At 48.7% G+C, this 17,761-nt stretch carries 13 protein-coding genes and 1 tRNA gene; 6 read left to right on the top strand and 8 right to left on the bottom strand.

Annotated features, from left to right (window positions below):
• Positions 1–39: 39 nt before the first annotated feature.
• Complete coding sequence (locus KK083_RS14785) at positions 40–2,052, top strand: M13 family metallopeptidase (RefSeq protein ID WP_254164033.1); 2,013 nt, start codon at positions 40–42, stop codon at positions 2,050–2,052.
• Here KK083_RS14785 and KK083_RS14780 read toward each other — a convergent pair whose 3' ends face one another.
• Together KK083_RS14780 and KK083_RS14775 are read right to left on the bottom strand one after the other, a co-directional pair.
• Positions 2,053–2,277, bottom strand: a complete 225-nt coding sequence (locus tag KK083_RS14780; RefSeq protein ID WP_254164031.1) for a DUF6576 domain-containing protein — start codon at positions 2,275–2,277, stop codon at positions 2,053–2,055.
• A 99-nt stretch (positions 2,278–2,376) separates the two neighbouring features.
• A complete protein-coding gene (locus KK083_RS14775) occupies positions 2,377–4,083 on the bottom strand; it encodes an OmpL47-type beta-barrel domain-containing protein (RefSeq protein ID WP_254164029.1) in 1,707 nt (568 codons plus the stop codon).
• A 391-nt stretch (positions 4,084–4,474) separates the two neighbouring features.
• Here KK083_RS14775 and KK083_RS14770 point away from each other — a divergent pair, with 391 nt between their 5' ends.
• Both KK083_RS14770 and KK083_RS14765 read left to right on the top strand, forming a co-directional pair.
• Complete coding sequence (locus KK083_RS14770; RefSeq protein ID WP_254164027.1) at positions 4,475–5,326, top strand: nuclear transport factor 2 family protein; 852 nt, start codon at positions 4,475–4,477, stop codon at positions 5,324–5,326.
• Between the two features lie 161 nt (positions 5,327–5,487).
• A complete protein-coding gene (locus tag KK083_RS14765; RefSeq protein ID WP_254164025.1) occupies positions 5,488–5,868 on the top strand; it encodes a SnoaL-like domain-containing protein in 381 nt (126 codons plus the stop codon).
• A gap of 148 nt (positions 5,869–6,016) precedes the next feature.
• On the opposite strand, the gene KK083_RS14760 is transcribed toward KK083_RS14765, so the two are convergent.
• Positions 6,017–6,640, bottom strand: coding sequence for a hypothetical protein (locus KK083_RS14760; RefSeq protein WP_254164023.1), 624 nt, complete (start codon positions 6,638–6,640; stop codon positions 6,017–6,019).
• A gap of 12 nt (positions 6,641–6,652) precedes the next feature.
• Positions 6,653–7,267, bottom strand: a complete 615-nt coding sequence (locus KK083_RS14755) for a hypothetical protein (RefSeq protein WP_254164021.1) — start codon at positions 7,265–7,267, stop codon at positions 6,653–6,655.
• Between the two features lie 447 nt (positions 7,268–7,714).
• Between KK083_RS14755 and KK083_RS14750 the strand changes: the two genes are divergently transcribed.
• Entirely contained in the window at positions 7,715–10,960 is a 3,246-nt protein-coding gene (locus KK083_RS14750) for an AsmA-like C-terminal region-containing protein (RefSeq protein ID WP_254164020.1), read from the top strand.
• Positions 10,961–11,059: 99 nt separating this feature from the next.
• Here KK083_RS14750 and KK083_RS14745 read toward each other — a convergent pair whose 3' ends face one another.
• The gene (locus KK083_RS14745) at positions 11,060–11,836 is read right to left on the bottom strand and encodes a DoxX-related protein (RefSeq protein ID WP_254164019.1); all 777 of its coding nucleotides are present in this window, start codon (positions 11,834–11,836) and stop codon (positions 11,060–11,062) included.
• 237 nt (positions 11,837–12,073) lie between these two features.
• Between KK083_RS14745 and KK083_RS14740 the strand changes: the two genes are divergently transcribed.
• Entirely contained in the window at positions 12,074–13,495 is a 1,422-nt protein-coding gene (locus KK083_RS14740; protein ID WP_254164018.1) for an LA_2272 family surface repeat-containing protein, read from the top strand.
• A gap of 31 nt (positions 13,496–13,526) precedes the next feature.
• Here the strand turns inward: KK083_RS14740 and KK083_RS14735 are convergent, their stop codons facing one another.
• Complete coding sequence (locus KK083_RS14735; RefSeq protein WP_254164017.1) at positions 13,527–14,591, bottom strand: hypothetical protein; 1,065 nt, start codon at positions 14,589–14,591, stop codon at positions 13,527–13,529.
• A 226-nt stretch (positions 14,592–14,817) separates the two neighbouring features.
• Positions 14,818–14,891: transfer RNA gene (locus KK083_RS14730), tRNA-Asp, on the bottom strand.
• An 82-nt stretch (positions 14,892–14,973) separates the two neighbouring features.
• Here KK083_RS14730 and KK083_RS14725 point away from each other — a divergent pair.
• Entirely contained in the window at positions 14,974–15,873 is a 900-nt protein-coding gene (locus KK083_RS14725; RefSeq protein WP_254164016.1) for a glutamate--tRNA ligase family protein, read from the top strand.
• On the opposite strand, the gene KK083_RS14720 is transcribed toward KK083_RS14725, so the two are convergent.
• The gene (locus KK083_RS14720; protein WP_254164015.1) at positions 15,819–17,606 is read right to left on the bottom strand and encodes a Gfo/Idh/MocA family protein; all 1,788 of its coding nucleotides are present in this window, start codon (positions 17,604–17,606) and stop codon (positions 15,819–15,821) included. The genes KK083_RS14725 and KK083_RS14720 overlap by 55 nt on opposite strands.
• Positions 17,607–17,761 lie beyond the last annotated feature (155 nt).

The following is a 17,761-nucleotide window of genomic DNA, read 5'->3' as shown; positions in this document are numbered from 1 at the left end:
AATTATTTCCTATACCCTGAGACAGCCTCACCAGAACCCATGAAAAAACTCGTATATCTTTCGCTCGCATTGTTGCTTGCTGCAGCCTGTAAACAAACTCCTGATACAAAACGTGTAGTCATCACGGGAATAGATCATTCTAAAAAGCCTGGCGATGATTTTTTTACGTACGTCAACGGTATCTGGTATGACTCGGCTACGATACCGGCCAGTCAAACCGGTGTAGGTTCTTATTCTTTTCTGAACTTTCCGCAGCGCATCCGCCTGCAGGGAATTCTTGACAGCGTTTCGAGAAGCAATAACCCCGCGGGAAGCATCGAGCAGAAAGTCGGTGATTTTTATGCTTCAGGGATGGACACTGCAGCCATCAACAAACGCGGCTATGAACCCATCAAACCTTTGCTGGAACGGATCGATGCGCTGACCGACATACCTTCATTGCTGAAGCTTGTGGCCGAAGAACAGAAAGTGGGCGATGGTTCCATTATTGGTTTTTACGTTGGCCCCGACGACAAACAAAGCACCATCAACATCGTGCATTTGGGGCAAACCGGGATCGGCTTACCTGAAAGAGATTATTATTTCAAGACAGATTCGTCAACGCTCAAAATTCAGAAGGCTTACAAAAAGTATCTTGCTACCCTGTTTCAATCCACCGGAAGCGACGCTGCATCCGCTGAGAAGAGTGCATCTGTTGCCTATGAAGTTGAAAAGGAATTGGCTGCCGCGCACAGAACGAACATTGAGCTCAGGGATGTGAAAGCCAATTACAATAAACTGGCCGTTACCTCCATTTCGAAAAAACATGCCAACCTCAACTGGCCAACGTTGCTCAACGACCTGGGCGTGAAGGTCGATTCAGTCGATATGGGCCAGCCTGCTTACTATGACAAGCTGAATGCCATGTTGAAGTCGGTGCCTCTCAGCAATTGGAAAGTTTACATAAAAGCCAACGCCCTTACCACGTATGCAAATTTCCTGAGCCGCCCTTTTACCGATGCGTCTTTTGAGTATACAAAAATACTGACCGGGCAGGCTGTTAAAAAAACACGCGCCGAAGAAATGACCCAGGCGGTTGATCGTTCGCTCGGACATGCCCTTGCACAGTTATATGTGAAGAAATACTTTCCGGAAGATGCCAAGAAACGTATGGCCGTATTGGTTGATAACCTGAAAAAAGCTTTTGAGGCACGCATCAATAAGCTGGATTGGATGAGCGACTCTACCAAAACAAAGGCAAAAGAGAAGTTGTACGCCTTCACGGAGAAGATCGGGTATCCGGATAAATGGAGAGATTACTCGAACGTGGAGGTGAAAAGAGACGCCTACTTTGAGAACCGGTTATCGGCTAATAAAAATGACTTCGTTTACCGCCTCACCAGGGTAGGGCAGCCGGTAGACAAAACGGAATGGTTTACCACGCCACCAACGGTCACTGCCTATAACAACCCTTCTGGAAATGAGATCGTTTTCCCCGCCGGCATCCTGCAGGCGCCTTATTTCGATTTGAGCGCAGACGATGCGCTTAACTACGGAGGTATTGGTATGGTGATCGGTCATGAGATCACACACTCGTTCGACGATCAGGGAGCACAGTATGATAAAGACGGCAATGTGACCAACTGGTGGAACAAGGCCGACTATGAAAAGTTCAAGGCAAAAACACAGCAGGTGATCGATCAGTATAATTCATTTACTGTGCTCGATTCTGTTCCTGTAAAAGGCGCGCTGACAGTAGGGGAGAATACCGCAGACATTGCCGGTGTAGCCATTGCGTATGACGCCTTTAAACTGACGGCGCAGGGAAAAGATACTACGAAACTGGATGGCTTTACACCCGATCAGCGTTTCTTTATTTCGATAGCAAGAATATGGCGTGTGAAAACCAGGGACGAGTTTTTGCGCATGTATGTCAACACAAATTCGCACTCGCCGGCCAAGTGGCGTGTCAACGGACCGCTGATGAACTTCACACCGTTTTACAACGCATTCAATGTGCAGCCGGGAGATAAGATGTACAAACCTGAAAATGAAAGGATCACCGTCTGGTAACTAGCTTTTTCCCGACAGCTCATTCAGGCGGCGGCGTTCATATTCGCTGAGGCTGTCCATTCCCCTTCTGGATATTTTGTCGAGCAGCGCATCGAGTTCCTGCTGGCGTTTGTTGCGTTCGGCGTTGTAACGCTCATCTTTGGTTTCGTAGCCGGGAGTGTAGAAATAGGTTCTGTAGAGATAGGCGCCGATGCCGATCAGGATCAAAAAGCCGAAGATGCCCATGGGGAATGCTGCAGGTTAGTAGGACCAAGATACAAATTCTGCCTGCAGTTTATTCCCGGTGGTGAAAAAATGAAGTGGATTTATAAAGTCGCGAGGGCTTTATTGAACCACAAAATCTACCGGCTCCAGCGTACGCACGTTCCCCAGGTAATCCACGGCCCTGATCTTAAGCGTATGAACGCCTTTTTTGACAAGCTTTACAGGCTGTGTATAGAGAACTTCTGCCTGATTGTTGAGCGAATAATAAATGGCTTTCGTGCCCACAGACTTGTCGGTAGCAGCCATGTAAAAGCTCGTTCCCGATGCGTAGACCGGAATCTCCTGTTCTTTGGCTACCAGTTTTTGTGCTCCTATTTTTTCAAGGCTCGTGTGTATAAAAATCTCCGGCGCTGAATTGTCCACCACAAAGAAAGTCGTCTTCACAGCCGAATTATTAACAAGGTCGGTGCCACTATAAGAGATCGAATGTTTGCCTTCACCCGATACGCTAAATGGTTTCTCATAAGTTATCTCATTGCCGTTGTCGAGCTTGTAGTCAACAATGGCGCCTCCGGATTCTGCATCAAAACTTTTAATGGTGAAGATTGCCTTGTCGGTAACAAAAAGTGTATCGCGGGTAAAGACCTTCGGCGCGCTTACAGTGTGCGTTACAACGGGCGGAGTATCATCAACATAAATGGTGGCGATCTGTGTGTTGGTGAAAGTAGCGCCCACGTTGCCGAGCTGATCTATGGCCCGGTAGCGGATCGAATAACTGCCTTGTTTGGCGGGTAACGCAAAAGGAGCGGTATAGACCTGTTCTGCCGATCCGTTGATGCTATAGAAAAGTTGCTTCACACCCGATTTGTTATCGGTAGCCTCCAGCGAGATCAGGGTGCCCGTGCTGGCGTAAGATCTCCCTTCGGAAACTGCAAAGTCGGCATCGAATGAAGATGTTACCTGCGGACCTTTCGAATCCAGGTAAAAGGTAAATTGTTTTGGCGATTCAATATTGCCTACATGATCCGTTGCATAATAAGTAAGTGTATGTTCTCCATCGGCCAGGTTAGCCAGTGAAATTCTGGCGCTGTACGGAGCAGGCTTCTGTCCATCAAAATAGTATTCCATCTTTTTGATACCCGATGCCTCATCATGGCCGGCAATAGAAATGAATGCGCGTGGAGAAAGTATTTGTCCGTCAAGATGGATTCCACTTACCTCGTGGGCTGAGGTGGGTGGTGTGAGGTCTACCGAGAAGGATGCTGATTTGGGTTGCTCGGCATTTCCCACTTTATCCACAGCGAAGTACCGCACCTGGTATTCTTTCTCGTCAGTCAACGCGAGGGGAGATGACTGCCTGGTGAAAGGTGCCTGGTTAATGGAAAGGTACACACCTTCCAGCCCTGACATTTCATCTGTCGCTTTCGCAAAAAGTGTAAGACTTTTTCCAAAGTAAACTTTAGCAGCTGCATAACGGGGTGCACCTGTCAGTTCCAGCGCAGATACCGGAGCGATCCCATCTACATTGACAGGAAAGGCAACGGCGGTTACACCATCCTTTGGATTTTTGATGTCTTCATGTTTGATAAAATGTTTGCCGTGACCATCCCAGGTCATGGGATAGGTGGTCTGCTTCGCGTCGGCGAGCATCATCCCATCCGTTGAATTGGGAGACGTAGACAATTGAACGTAAACCGGTAAGGCCAGGGGCCAAAAGAGATTTCCTTCCGGATCTTTAAAAGGTTTCTTTTCGAAAGCAGGCTGATCTTGAGAGAGCGCAGGAATGACGAGACATAGCCCCATCATTGCAGAAAGAAGTACACGCATATAGATTTAAAGGTTATGTGTCAGGCGATTTCAAAAAAAAATATAACCTAATTGGTTTTATTACCCCAACAACACCCGCCGGCTCGCATCCATGACAAACGCTGTACCAGGGTATAAAATCGGCGCTTGCTTTAGCAAAATAGCGCTTTTTATTGCTAAATGGCGACAATATTTGATCATGCTTGTCCCAAATTGGTTATGGGTTATTCCTATTTGGCTTTGTATAGTACGCAAGTGATTGACTTGATTCCTGTATGCGAAGAGGAATGCGTACCAGCCGACAGTTGTTCGATGTGTACAAGGGTTTGTTCGTCCATGCGTGTTGAAATGGATCATCCGATGGATTAAATTACCCTGTATGTAGATTCCGTAAAGGAAATATTTGACCCTTATGAAATCAGTTTTCCTGTTGATCATGACCGGCTTTTGTTTCATTGCCTACGGACAGAAACAAAAGAGCACCATTCCCCGGAATTTTGTTAACAACTATTACCAGGCTTACAGCGATGTGCCCACGGCAGAACGGCTCTTACACTTTTATGCCGATTCTGTTGTGATTGACGACCCGACCTATGACTGGGTAGGACGATCGAAGGAAGGCATCTTCAGAAATTTTACGCAGAACAATGTCAATAATCATTATACCTGGCGCGTCGATCAGCAAATTGCATGTGGCGATACGTTGGTGACAGAAGGTTTGTTACAAGCCCTTTATGCCGGCGCGCCTTACACCATGCGGTTCGTGAATATCTTCCATTTTAAAGATGGTAAGATCATCAGGCAGTACGATTACTATGATAACAGGGAGTGGTATAGCGTGGTGGAAGCACACAACAGGAAACGGACCCGCGAAAAGGATGAAGCCACGCTGCGGCATCTGAAGCAGGTGGAGTGGCCGAAGGCGTACCGCGAACAGGATACCGTACTGCTCGACCGCATCCTGGCCGATGAGTTTCAAATGATCGGCTCAGATGGCGAATCATCCAACAAGCGTGATCAACTGGAATATATCAAAGCTCACAAACCCACATACATCTCTTTTGAATTCAAGATCGAAAGGCTGGACATCTTCGACAACAATACGGCGGTTGTCTCCGGCACCGGTACCATACGGAACAAAGACAAGCAGGGAGTATACAACCTGGTCTATCAATCGTCCAACATCCTGATCAAAAGAAACGGCCAATGGAAGGCCATCTCATCTCATACTTCCGGAGATAAAGTAGTGCGTGTGAAGCAATAGGGGGCAAGTCCAAATCTCCCCCTTATAAGGTCCATTTTACACCGCATAAGTCACCTTTTCAGACATTTACTTTGCTAATGTAATTACCACGCGGCATAAAAACTTTGCTGCGGAGCGGTAGTACTTTTCAATAATCGATGGTCCATTAAAAAAATAAACCAATGACAAACGTAACAAGCAGAGACATGACAACACAGGAAGTTGCAGCCCGATTCAATGAACTTGCTCAGCAGGAAAAATGGTTCGAGATCCAGGACGAACTTTTTGCCGACAATGTCAGGAGTATAGATCCTGAAAATTCACCGTATTTCGGTTATGCGGAAGGCAAGCTTCCGGTTCGCAAAAAAGGAATGGACTTTGTGGAGCGGATCGAGCAATTTCATGGCGCTTATACAACCCAGCCCGTTGTTGCCGGTAATCATTTTGCGGTAGGAAGAGGCGTTGAAGTTACTACCAAAGATCATGGAAGAATCAAGATCGAGGAGATCATGTTATATGAGGTAAAAGACGGCCAGATCGTATTGGAGCAGTTCTTTTATTGAAACAGCTGTAACAGGAAACAATCGCCATCATGTTTATCGAGGGACAGTTACGCCAGCGCGTGGCTACGAAGGGTAATATCGATGTGAGCTAACAGATATTGATAGTAAGCCGTAACTAATAGGTCCTGACAGCAGTGGTTGCCAGGATCTATTTGCTCATATGCATCACCCAATTCCATTCTTTCCATGTTTGCCCGTTGTCTTCCGAGTAGGTTTGGCTCCAGACCGGTTTACCGGCATCGCGGGCATCCCACCGGTACACTGTGATGATACTGGCGCCTTCGTAAATGTCCTGCGAGAAGAAGTACCCCACCTTGTTTTCGAAAGAGCCCACCACGGGAGGCATGCCCAATACGCCATCGTTGGAGCTGGCCCAGTAGATGCTCCATAGTTTTTTCTTCGGATCGAACAACCGAAGTGTCATGCCTTCAATGGGTTTGCCCTCGATGTCCGCAGCAAAATAATCGATGTTGCCAAGCCCCCTGAGCATTTTGTTCATCGTTGACGTTGCTTCAAATTCTATCCAGGTGATCTTTCCATCGTTCGTTTTCTTTTGCCGGAGGTTGTGAACCTTCCATGCGCCGACATAGAAATCGAAATCATTCGGCGAGGAGGTGGGTGACGGCATTATTTCAAGCTCGCCTGCCGCGTTGAATTTTACTTTCGGGATGGCACGCACGTCGGCACCGGACTTTTCTTCCTGGCAGAACCCTTTGATGCCCATTATCAACAGGCAAGCTATTATGCCGGAGCTAACGATTCTTCTTTTCATGCGTAATTATCATTACTTTTTAGTGAAGTACATATACCAGTTCCACTCCCATGTTTCCCCGTTGTCAGTAGAAAATGCCTGGCTCCACACCGGTTTGCCCGGGTTGCTGGCATCCCATTTAAACTGGATGAGCACCGGTTTGTTGTTGAACACGTCTTTGGCATAAAAGTACCCGATGCCATTTTCGAAAGAGCCGACCACGGGCACATCCATGGTCACCGTTCTGCTGTCTGCCCAATAGATGCTCCAGAGTCTGGTAACGGGGTTGAACAACCGGAAGGCTACACCTTCAACCGGGTTGCCTTTGGGATCGGTCATCTGATGCTGCTCTAAATTACCCTTACCGCCCAGCAGGGGCTGCATCTGGTGGGTTCCGTCAAATTCAGCCCAGGTTTTGGTGCCCTCCAGGCGTGCCGTTAAGAATTTGTGATGCACGTTGTGGTTTCCCATAAGGAAATCAAAATCACGCGAAGACGAAGTGCCGGAGGGCGTGATAACCAGGTTCCCATTTTTGTCGAGTGAAGCGTTTGTCATTTTGTTGTTGGATATACTTGTTGGTTGGGCCGCGATCTGACCGGATTCAATCAGTATGACGACCAGGATCATAATGCCGGATATCTTTTTCATGGTGCTTCTTTGGATTGGATCTGAGTTGAAGTTTGGAAATTCTAAATGCATCTCCCGCAGATTGCGCAGATGTTCGCAGACTCACTCAAAAATTTCCGCGTAAACCTGCGTGATCGTGCGGGACACGAACGTCAGACAATGATAGCATACGATTGCATCTTTCATTGGAAGCAGTTTTTGACTTTTTTAGGGGTGCAGAAGAGTCCACAGTGAGCGCGGAGTAATGATCTTCTGCGTTTTACTGATCGGATTTGACCTTTGGTGTTGGAGGCAACACTGAACTGCCGTGGACCGTGGTCTGTGGACCGTGGACTTAACGAACTGACTTCGAAAAAAACACTTCGGTTTCCCTTCAAATTTCTCTTCGGAACTCGATATTTGTAAGCTGTTTTCAGCGTTTAGGACTAATAATTGCTAAAAGGTCCTGTTGACATCGAATAAGCTCTCATGAATCCCACTGTCAGGAAATGGATTGTAAGGCCACTCCTTATTATCATCATCGCTATTGGCGCGTTTGCCGGTATCAGTTTTTTGGTGCTGTCGACCCAGCAGGAACGACTGGTGACCCTGGCCATCGGCGAAGTGAATAAACAACTGAAAGGTGAGCTTTCGGTTGAAAAGAGCAGGATCTCCCTTTTCCGGAATTTCCCGTACATCTCCATCGCGCTTCACAACGGGCGTTTTTTCGCAGATAAAGAAAAAACGGGAACGCCTATTTATCAGTTTGACCGCCTCTATGTCGGCTTCAGCCTGCCCGATCTCCTGGAGGAAAATTACAAAGTGAAAAAACTGTTTCTCAAAGGGGGCTACCTTGCGCTTGTGCGGGAAAAAGATGGTAAGATCAACCTCGTGGAAGCCAATAGTGCCAGCGCGGATTCTACAACCGCTCAACCGGCAGCAAAGGATTCCGCTTCTTCACTCACCATCGACCTGGAGAAAGCCGTGCTCAGTGACCTGAACATCTCTTTCCTGGATAAGACCAGTGGCAGAAAATACAGCAGCCGTGTCGACAAGCTCACCTCGTCTTTCAAGATGGACAGCAGTGTTCTTACAGCGGTACTAACCAGCGAAATGGTCCTCGACATTACCACTGAAACCGATACCGCGCTGTTTCACAATAAAAGATTTCAGCTCGACATCGCCGCAGGTTATAAACGGCATGCAAACCGCCTGGACATTTTACACTGTAATTTCAAAGTTGAGGAGGCCGGCTTCAACGTGAAAGGATATGTCGATCTTTCGGATACCCTCGATCTTAACCTGAAGATCAAAGGCGATCGGCAGGATTTCAATCTGCTCACGGCTTTTCTTCCGCATCATGTAAAAGAAGACCTGCAACCATTTCAGTATGACGGGCGCCTCTACTTCGATGCGGTAGTGCAAGGCAAGGTAACGGAAGAACAGCTTCCGCTGATCCAGGTCACGTTTGGCTGCGAAGAGGCGTGGTTCCTGAACACGGGCGCAAACAAAAAACTCGACCAGCTTGGCTTCAAGGGATACTATACCAATGGCAGTGAACATTCGTTAAAGACCTCCGAGCTGCGCATGCTCAACATCAGCGCGCGACCGGAAAAAGGAATCTTTAAAGGACACTTCGTGGTGCGTGACTTCACCCGGCCCCAGGCGCTGATACTCGTGAGCTCCGAGCTCGAGCTGAAGTTCCTGGGAGAGTTCCTGGGCATCCCCGATCTGAAGCAGATGACGGGCAAGATCAAGCTCGATATGAATTTCAGGGAGGTTCATGATATCAACCTGCCGGAAGAATCGCTGAACAAATTGAAGGAAGGTATTGAAAGCCGCCTCACGGTGGAGAACCTTTCGTTTCATATTCCGGGGTATCCGCATCCCGTAAGGGACATGAACATCTCGGCCGAAATGAAAAACGGTAGGGTAACTGTGAGTGGCGCTTCATTAAAGATCGGGCAATCAGACCTCACGCTCAATGGCTCTATCAGCGATGTGCGGGGCTTTTTGCGCGACCGTCACAAAACGATCAAGCTGGCGCTGAACGCGGGCAGCAATCAACTGGTGCTGTCAGACCTCTTGTCGTATGACACCGCCCTGGCACGCCGGTGGAACGAAGAAGTTCACGGGTTCAACATCGGTCTTGCGTTCGAGACCACCGTTGAGGAGCTGCTGGATCCTGCGCCGCTGCCCAAAGGAACATTCGAGATGAAGAACCTGCAGGGCTCGTTCAAAAAATATGCGCATACCGTTAAAAACCTGAACGCAACAGTTCAAATTAATGACACCCTTTTGCGGCTTCGCGACCTCACGGGCATGATCGACAGCTCTGACATCAACTTCAAAGGACGGGTCGTCAACTACAACCTCTGGTTCGATGACCTGAAGAAGGGGAAAACGCAGATCGCCTTTGATTTCAAATCGAACCGTTTTGCGCTGCGCGATGTCTTCGGCAGGGAGATCCGCAGATATCTTCCCAGGGGCTACCGGCGTGAAGCGCTCAGCAACGTGTGGCTCAGGGCAAAGGTCGATCTGCGGTACGACACTATCTTCAGGTTCGCCAAAGCCAAGATCGCGAACGTCACTGCCGACCTGAAGCAACACAACCTGAAATTGCACAGCATCAGCGGCGGTGTGAAGTACGGCAGCAAGATCCTCAGCCTCGATACCATGCGGGGAAAGATCGGCAACACTGATTTCGACATCAACCTGAAATACTACTTCAAGGGCACGGACCGGTATAACAACAAGGTCGCGAACTCACTGCAGTTCAAATCTCAATTGCTGGATGCCGACGAGATCAGCAAGTACGATCTTGCTCCAAGCCAGGCGCGAACCAGGAGAGGTTCCAGGAATACGGCGGTTGTTGCCAAGGTGGATTCAACCCCGCACAAGGAGGCCTTCAATATTTTTATGATCCCGTTCTCGGATTTTAATGCGCAGGTCAACATCGGCAAACTGAAATACAACAGACTCTGGCTGAAAGACGTGAATGCCAAGATCACGATGATGCAGGACCAGACGATCACCGTCGATACCATCAGCATGAAAGTAGCCGGTGGCACAGTGGGTGTGCGCGGAAAATTCAACGGCAGCAATCCAGACAAGATCTATTTCCGGAGCCGGATCAAACTTGACCAGGTAGACCTTGAAAAAATGCTGCTCAAGTTCGACCACTTCGGCCAGGATGTGGTGGTGAACAAAAACCTGAAAGGGCGTGTCAGCGGGCAGATCAGAAGTTATGTGCAGGTGCACCCTGACCTGGTGCCGATCGTGAGCAACACCAAAGCGGAGATGAACCTCACCATCTACAACGGAAGCCTGGTGGACTTTGCGCCGATGCAGGCTATGGCCAGCTACTTCAAAGACAAGAACCTACGGCTGATCCGCTTCGATACGCTGCACAACAAACTGACCTTCACCAATGGCGTGCTCGATATCCCTGCAATGGAGATCAACTCATCGCTCGGATACATACAGATGTCGGGCAAGCAATCGCTCGATCTCAGCATGGAATACTACCTGCGTGTCCCGATGAAAATGGTGACCAGGGTTGGGTTCAGCGCGTTGTTCAATCGCAAACAAGAGGAGGTAGACATCAACCAGGTTGACGAAATCGAGTACATCGACAAAGACAAAAAGATCGCCTTCATGAACCTGAAGGTCACCGGTAAACCCGACAACTTCCAGGTAGGGCTTGGAAAGGATAAAAAAGGGAGGAAGTCCTAAAATGCAAACCGCGGAGATCGCAGAGAAAGCGCAAAGAACCTTTAGAGGAAATGCATAGAAACTTTGCGGCCCTCCGCGGCCTCTCCGCGATCTCTGCGGTTATGTATTTAAAGCACCTCGCTTCGTTACCATCCCCGCCACAAAAAAGAAGATCCCTGAAAAGGCAGTGGCTTCGAAAATTTCTAACCGGATGTCGGGATCGGTGGGATTGTATATTAACCGGGGAAGGTGTAACAGGAGCACCCATCCCATGATCATCACGCCGGAGAGAATAGCCGCGAGCTTCCTGGTGGGTGGCAGGAGCAGACCGATGCCTCCCGCGAATAAGCACACGCCGGCGAAATAGGTCCAGAAGAGTCGCCATGGAATGTATTCCGGAATGAGGTACTGCACGCCATCGGCCCACTTGAAATGTGCCCGTCCGCCAATAATAAAGAACGCCGCCAGCAACACGCATCCGGAAATAAAAATCCACCTGGAAAAATTCCTATCGCTGAGCAGACGGTTTTTAAAACCTGCATCGTCCGGTAACGAAGCAGCAAAGACGATCAGCGCCGCTCCGAAATAAGCCAGGGCTTTGTAAGCGCCCACGGCATCAGGACCAAAATTCGGGAAGTTCTTAAACACGGAGAAGATGAGGATCACCGCGCCCATGACCAGCGCTGCAATGCCAGCCTTTTTATTAAAGAGTATCAAAACAGAAGCGATGACCAGCAGCGAGCCAGAGGTGTACGCTACCAGCATGCTCACAGGAACTTTCCAGCCCGGGGGGCGCGCCACGATAAAATTTTGAAAGACGAGACAATAGATACCCAGGCCCATCATGCCGATGGCAAAAATGATCCGGCCCGACTTTAATAAATACGCATTGTTCATAGTACGATCGCAGGGTTAGCTGTAAATGATAGTGATCAGATCTTCCTTCGGCACAAAATCAATTGAATATACAATAGGGCGCACAGCGTTGCCCAGGTTGTTTCATGCGATCTGAAAAGAACAGCAATATTATGCAAGACCGGCTTGTGGGTATCGATCATTTCGGGAGATCAGAACTTGATTCTTTGCATCTCCGGCAATAATTCAGCGGGCCACCCGTTGTTTGTTTACTAAAAGATGCCCCTTAAGACCTACCTGAACAGCCTTGTCTGCCTGACGATGGTGCCCTTGATGGCATTTGGTCAGGAGGAAGAAGCGAAAAAGAAGATCCGCCTCTATGAGAGAACGTTTCAGCTATCGCTATTTCCGGGCATCAGCACCAATGGCATCAGCAGCGGATCGTATATAAACAAGTATTCTTTGAACCTGTTCGGCGGGCTTTCGGCCAGCAACCGAACTTTCGAAGCAGGACTGATCACCAACTCACACTTCCGAAGCTCCTCCGGTATTCAGCTCGCCGGGTTTGCCAACATCATCGGCGCCAACGCTTTCGTCAACCTCACGTTATGGGAAGAGCGTGCCCTGATCCACGACAACTATGAAGTAAATCACATGGGCTTTCAGGTCGCAGGTTTTCTCAACTATGTGCTCAATCATACCAGGGGTGCGCAGATCTCCGCGGGACTGAATCACACCGGCAACAATTTTACCGGCCTGCAGATCGCCGGCATCGGTAACAGCACGGGTGGTTTTTCTTTGGGTGTTCACCTTGCGGGATTCTACAACGCTGCGAAAGGATCCGTAGCCGGACTTCAGGTTGCGGGCTTCTTCAACTATACTGACAGCTACCTCTCAGGTACACAGATCGCCCTCATCAACAAGGCGCGTTCCATGCAGGGGAAAAATTCAACGCCTCCCACAAAAGCCAGATCGCTTCAGATCGGGTTGTTCAACTTCAGCAAGGAGATGCACGGCACGCAGATCGGGCTCATCAACTTTGGCGGAGAAGCGAGAGGCACACAGATCGGGTTGATCAACTTTTACCAAAAACTGAAGTCGAAGGAGTTCGCTGACGCCGGTACACCCATCGGCTTGCTCAACCTCGGGTCTACCGGATCTGTTTTCAAAGTTCACTTCAACGAGCTCTTTCCGGCCAATCTTGAATACACCACAGGTAATTGCCAGAACTGTACCTGGACCGTTGCAGGGCCTATCGGGATGCCGTATCTCGAAGACAACAAGAAGCTTAACCAGAACGCGCTCATTCTCGGCTACGATCCGAACGAAAAGCACTGGGGCTTTGGCTGGGGATTTCAGAAAATATTGTTAAACAAAGCTTCGATCCGTCCTTTCGACAAGCGGAACGAGCTGCGCGTGATGACCTATGGCATCCGGTTCCTTCACCTGAACCGTGAGTGGATGGAAGTGGATAAGAGATTTAACCTGGTATCGCGGCTTCATTTTGAGTGGGGCAGAAAAGGATCTAAGATCCTGAGATCTGTATACCGGTATGGTGGTGTTGCCGTCAATTATTTTCTTTACGATCCGGCGATTGGCGAATCGGCCTTTGAGATCAGAAGCAAAACCTTCGAAGCCGGAAAGTTGCGTCAGTATCACGCCCTGCTCTGGCCTGGATATTCGGTAGGGGTGATGTTGTAATAGGTTGTTCCTGCACGGGCTGGTACCAATATTATCGCAATATGTCCATACGCCATAATTCTTCGTCTGTTGACGGGAATTGAAACACATACGTGGGCATGCCATCGCTACTTTCAATTTTTGTCAGCTGATCGCGATGGATCCAGTACCTTCGTCCTTTCGACATACTGATCTCAAGATCGTGCAATTCAAAATCCTTACGAACGTCTCTTAAATATTGATCGTGTTCTTCATTTCCGGAGTCCATGATGCCTGGCAGGTGGAGAATCAACTGGCATCCTAACAAGTCCGGGATGCTCAACACCCTGCCATTGTTTAACCAGTATTGCGGATCAGATCTTAAATTTCTAGCTTTCAACGCGATGGTATTTTGAGGGAAGTCTACTGTTATTGTATGTTCACCTGAAAGACCTTGAGGAATAAGCCCGCTGGTAAGGCTCATGCTAAGATCTCCCGACGAATAAGCGGAAAAACGAATCTTCCTTAAGCTGTCGATCGGAAGGGGGTTGCGGAAGAATACGAGATCAACATCGGAATATGCCAGGATGGTATGCGTGAATTCGTTCCGGTGTGGAAGCAACCAACATTGCCTTGATAGCTCAACTTCTTCTATTGTTGGAATGTGTTCCATTCCGGCTACCCTTGATGCAAGTATACCATGTCTCCAAAGCCGGCTTTGAAGGGAAGCATTGTACTTCATCGTATCCAAAAGCTCATGGAGGTTTTTGAACAAACTTGAAGTGTAAGATTTGAGACGGGTATGGTTGGATGGAATTATCACATCATAAGAAACAGTGAGGTCTTCGATCGGATTCAGTGTACGGTCAAGCCCATTAAGCACTTTGGTGTTTTGATCAAGCTGTGCCAATATTCTCTGGCCATCACTGATCGACTTCTGATTATCTATATAAAGCTCGATGGATTGAGTTACCAATGCAATCACTCCGGAAATAATAATTACATAGAGCGCAAACCTGCCCGCCTTTGTGATCTTGCCATCTTTGTCTTTGAAGTCGAGCAAGAGGCCATAGACACCGAAGAAGCCACTAAGCAACGTGGCTGCATATTTCAAGACTACCAGAATGAAGTCAACCATACAGTCAATATAGCAAATCCATGTTATCCGGAAAAAGCCAGGGTTGAGTGATAAATCCTAAAAAACAAAAAGCTCCACATTTCTGTGAAGCTTTCTGCGGACGGGACTCGAACCCGTCCCTGCTGAGCCGGGACCGTGACAGGGCGGCATTCTAATCACGCTTCACAATGTGTGTCGACTGACAAATCTTAAAACAAAAAGCTCCACATCTCTGTGAAGCTTTTTGCGGACCGGACGGGACTCGAACCCGCGACCTCCGCCGTGACAGGGCGGCATTCTAACCAGCTGAACTACCGGTCCAAAATTCATGTTCGGGGTCGCAAATGTAAAAATTACTTCCTAAATACAATCCACGATTCCGTATTTTTGAATTTTATTTTTCATGGACACCAATCCCGGCCACGCACTTGTGCGCAAGACCAGAATAGCACCCACGCCCAGTGGCTACCTGCACCTGGGCAATGCTTTCTCCTTCGCACTCACGGCAGCACTGGCCGACAGGTACAAGGCCGGCATTTTACTGAGGATCGATGACCTCGACCGGCAACGAGCACAACCCGCTTACATACAGGATATTTTTGATACGCTCAATTTTCTTGGTATTCCATGGCACGAAGGTCCCCGGAACGCGCATGAGTTTGAACGCGACTATTCGCAGGTGCACCGTTTGGGTTTGTATAACGAGGCATTGAACGCGCTGAGGGACGGTGGGGCGCTCTTTGTATGCGATTGCTCCAGAACCGATATTCTGAAGGCCGATCCTACCGGTGCCTATACTGGCCGGTGCCGCCAAAGAGGGCTGCCTTTTGATGCGAAGGAAGTGAGCTGGCGTCTGCACACAACGGATGACCTACCACTTACTGTAAAGACACTGGCATACCCCGTTAATGCTTTCCTGCCACGCGAACAGCAGGATTTTATCGTGCGTAAAAAAGACGGTTTCCCCGCTTACCACCTGGCCTCACTGGTGGATGACCAATACTTTGGCATCGATCTCATTGTGCGGGGAATGGATCTGTGGCCCTCGACCCTGGCGCAGCATTATCTGGCCGGCGTACTGGGAATAGATAGTTTTACCAATAGCACTTTCCATCACCATGCGTTGTTCACGGGACCTGGTGGAAGAAAACTCTCAAAATCTGCTGGTGACACTTCGATCCAATACCTGCGAAAGCAAGGCAAAACACCCGGCGATATCTATACGCTCATCGCTCGCAGTGCCGGCATTCAAGAAGACGTCAGGGACTGGAAGGCGTTAGGTGATTGGGTGTTATCCTTATAGATATCCAGTATCAGTGACAGCGATCCTATACACGATTCAGCGGTCACATTCAAAGACTCTTTTCCCTGGATGGCATTGATGAAATTCATGATCTGTTTGTCGAATACAGTAAGGCCATTTGGTTTTAGCTCCGGTTCAGGCACTGCACATTGCCAGCATTTAAAAACATCGTTGAAGTCGAAGGTGATCCTTCCTGCTGTTCCGATGATATCCACTTCCGGCGTCAGGTTATCGGCGTTTACGATGGTGGCATTCAGGGTTGCAATACCTTCCGGGAATTGAATGAGAACACTGGCGCTGTCTTCTGTTTCGCGGTGGCCCACGGTGTTCGATACAAAGGCATGATGGGAAACCGGGGCGCCGAACAGGTAAAGGAGCAGGTCGATGCAATGGATCGCTTGTTTCATGAGCACGCCACCACCGTCATTTTTCCAGGTACCCCGGCCGTTAACGAAATAATCCGCGTCACGCTTCCACAACAGGTTGCAATTGACAAAAATGATGTTCCCCAGGGCACGGGTGCGCAAGAGCTCTTTTACAAATTTAACCGTATGCATGAACCGCCATTGAAAGACGCCGCCCACCACCAGGTTCTTTTCGCGGCCCAGCCTGATCAACGTATCGCATTCTTCCAGCGAAAGCGACAACGGTTTTTCAATGAGCACGTGCTTTTCTGCCTCCAACGCCCTGACTGCTGTTTCATAGTGAAGCCCGTTGGCATTAGCGATGAATACAAAATCCAATGTTGGATCAGTCAACACTTTGGAATAGTTGTCAGAAACCTTCAGCCGTCCGATCTTTTTAGACGGTTGGGTTGAGGCTACTGTATGGGAAACAAGCCATTCCACCTTTGCGTATTTTTCAAGGTACGGATAGAACATCTGTGCACTGGAGCTTGCACCTATGATCGCGCCCCTGGGAAGATTGGAGCTTTGTGCCAGTTTCGGAAGTATGTCGTAACGCTCCAGGTAATTGCCCGATGCCCGCATGTTGCATTTGCGGCAGAGTTCGTTCGGTGTGCGGTCGGCGTTGTCGAGGTGGCTTCTCAGTTTTGTGAAGGGCGCTCCGTACCAGATATCCACGATGTTTTCGGTGTTGGCGTCCCCCATCACGTTCTTGTTGAAAAAATCGCCGAAGCAGGATACCACCGTTCCATCGGGTTTGATGTACAGGACGTTGTTCACCCGGCTGCAGCTTTCCTTCAAAGGCTCTTGCACGGAGGCGATGTGCGGAAGATTTCCTGCCCTGTTGTCTGCCGCGAAATCGGGGTTGAAATGATCAGTGTGGATAACGCGCAACCGGACCTCGCTGGGCAGAGCGCTTTTTAATGTTTTGATCTTGCGGTAGCTCGCGTAAGAATATGAGTTGATGGTAAGGTAGTCGAGTCCCGCATCGATCATCTCGACGGTTTTTTCTACTGTTAACAGGTCGCCGTTCGTACTGATGTACTGCCAGCTTTTGGGCACCCTTTGTTTTACGTAGCGGATCTTCTCCACAAGGTTTTCGTCCATCAAAGGTTCATTGATCTCGAACAGGCTGACGCGCCCTGCGTAGTCAATATCAGCCAGTTCCTGAACGATCTTCCTGAACAGTGCGTCTGACATATCCACATTTTCAACTTGCACATCCTTCATCCCATACAGGCAAAACGAGCACTGAAGTGTACATTTTACATTTGTCTGGATCAGCACATGTTTAAAAAGGCCGGGCCTGGATAACGTTTCTGTTTTCATTTCAGCTAAGGCAGGTGAAATTTTTCCAGATGGATCTGTCACGAGATCAATGCTGGATAGTTATAATTTAGAAAGAAAAAATGGAATTTTCCCGGGGCGATGCCATGAACGTTTTAGGCCAAACCGATGGCAGAAATGGAATATGTTGGCAGGTC

It is taken from the genome of Chryseosolibacter histidinae, from assembly GCF_018598225.1.
Classification (GTDB): domain Bacteria; phylum Bacteroidota; class Bacteroidia; order Cytophagales; family Cyclobacteriaceae; genus Chryseosolibacter; species Chryseosolibacter histidini.
Note: the sequence above shows the minus strand (reverse complement) of the source record. Positions and strands in the feature narration are given on the sequence as shown.

Coding starts and splice junctions, on each gene's coding strand:
- KK083_RS14770 (WP_254164027.1), top strand. CDS start 4,475: ATGAAATCAGTTTTCCTGTTGATCATGACCGGCTTTTGTTTCATTGCC.
- KK083_RS14735 (WP_254164017.1), bottom strand. CDS start 14,591: ATGGTTGACTTCATTCTGGTAGTCTTGAAATATGCAGCCACGTTGCTT.
- KK083_RS14725 (WP_254164016.1), top strand. CDS start 14,974: ATGGACACCAATCCCGGCCACGCACTTGTGCGCAAGACCAGAATAGCA.
- KK083_RS14740 (WP_254164018.1), top strand. CDS start 12,074: ATGCCCCTTAAGACCTACCTGAACAGCCTTGTCTGCCTGACGATGGTG.
- KK083_RS14785 (WP_254164033.1), top strand. CDS start 40: ATGAAAAAACTCGTATATCTTTCGCTCGCATTGTTGCTTGCTGCAGCC.
- KK083_RS14780 (WP_254164031.1), bottom strand. CDS start 2,277: ATGGGCATCTTCGGCTTTTTGATCCTGATCGGCATCGGCGCCTATCTC.
- KK083_RS14720 (WP_254164015.1), bottom strand. CDS start 17,606: ATGAAAACAGAAACGTTATCCAGGCCCGGCCTTTTTAAACATGTGCTG.
- KK083_RS14765 (WP_254164025.1), top strand. CDS start 5,488: ATGACAAACGTAACAAGCAGAGACATGACAACACAGGAAGTTGCAGCC.
- KK083_RS14750 (WP_254164020.1), top strand. CDS start 7,715: ATGAATCCCACTGTCAGGAAATGGATTGTAAGGCCACTCCTTATTATC.
- KK083_RS14745 (WP_254164019.1), bottom strand. CDS start 11,836: ATGAACAATGCGTATTTATTAAAGTCGGGCCGGATCATTTTTGCCATC.
- KK083_RS14775 (WP_254164029.1), bottom strand. CDS start 4,083: ATGCGTGTACTTCTTTCTGCAATGATGGGGCTATGTCTCGTCATTCCT.
- KK083_RS14755 (WP_254164021.1), bottom strand. CDS start 7,267: ATGAAAAAGATATCCGGCATTATGATCCTGGTCGTCATACTGATTGAA.
- KK083_RS14760 (WP_254164023.1), bottom strand. CDS start 6,640: ATGAAAAGAAGAATCGTTAGCTCCGGCATAATAGCTTGCCTGTTGATA.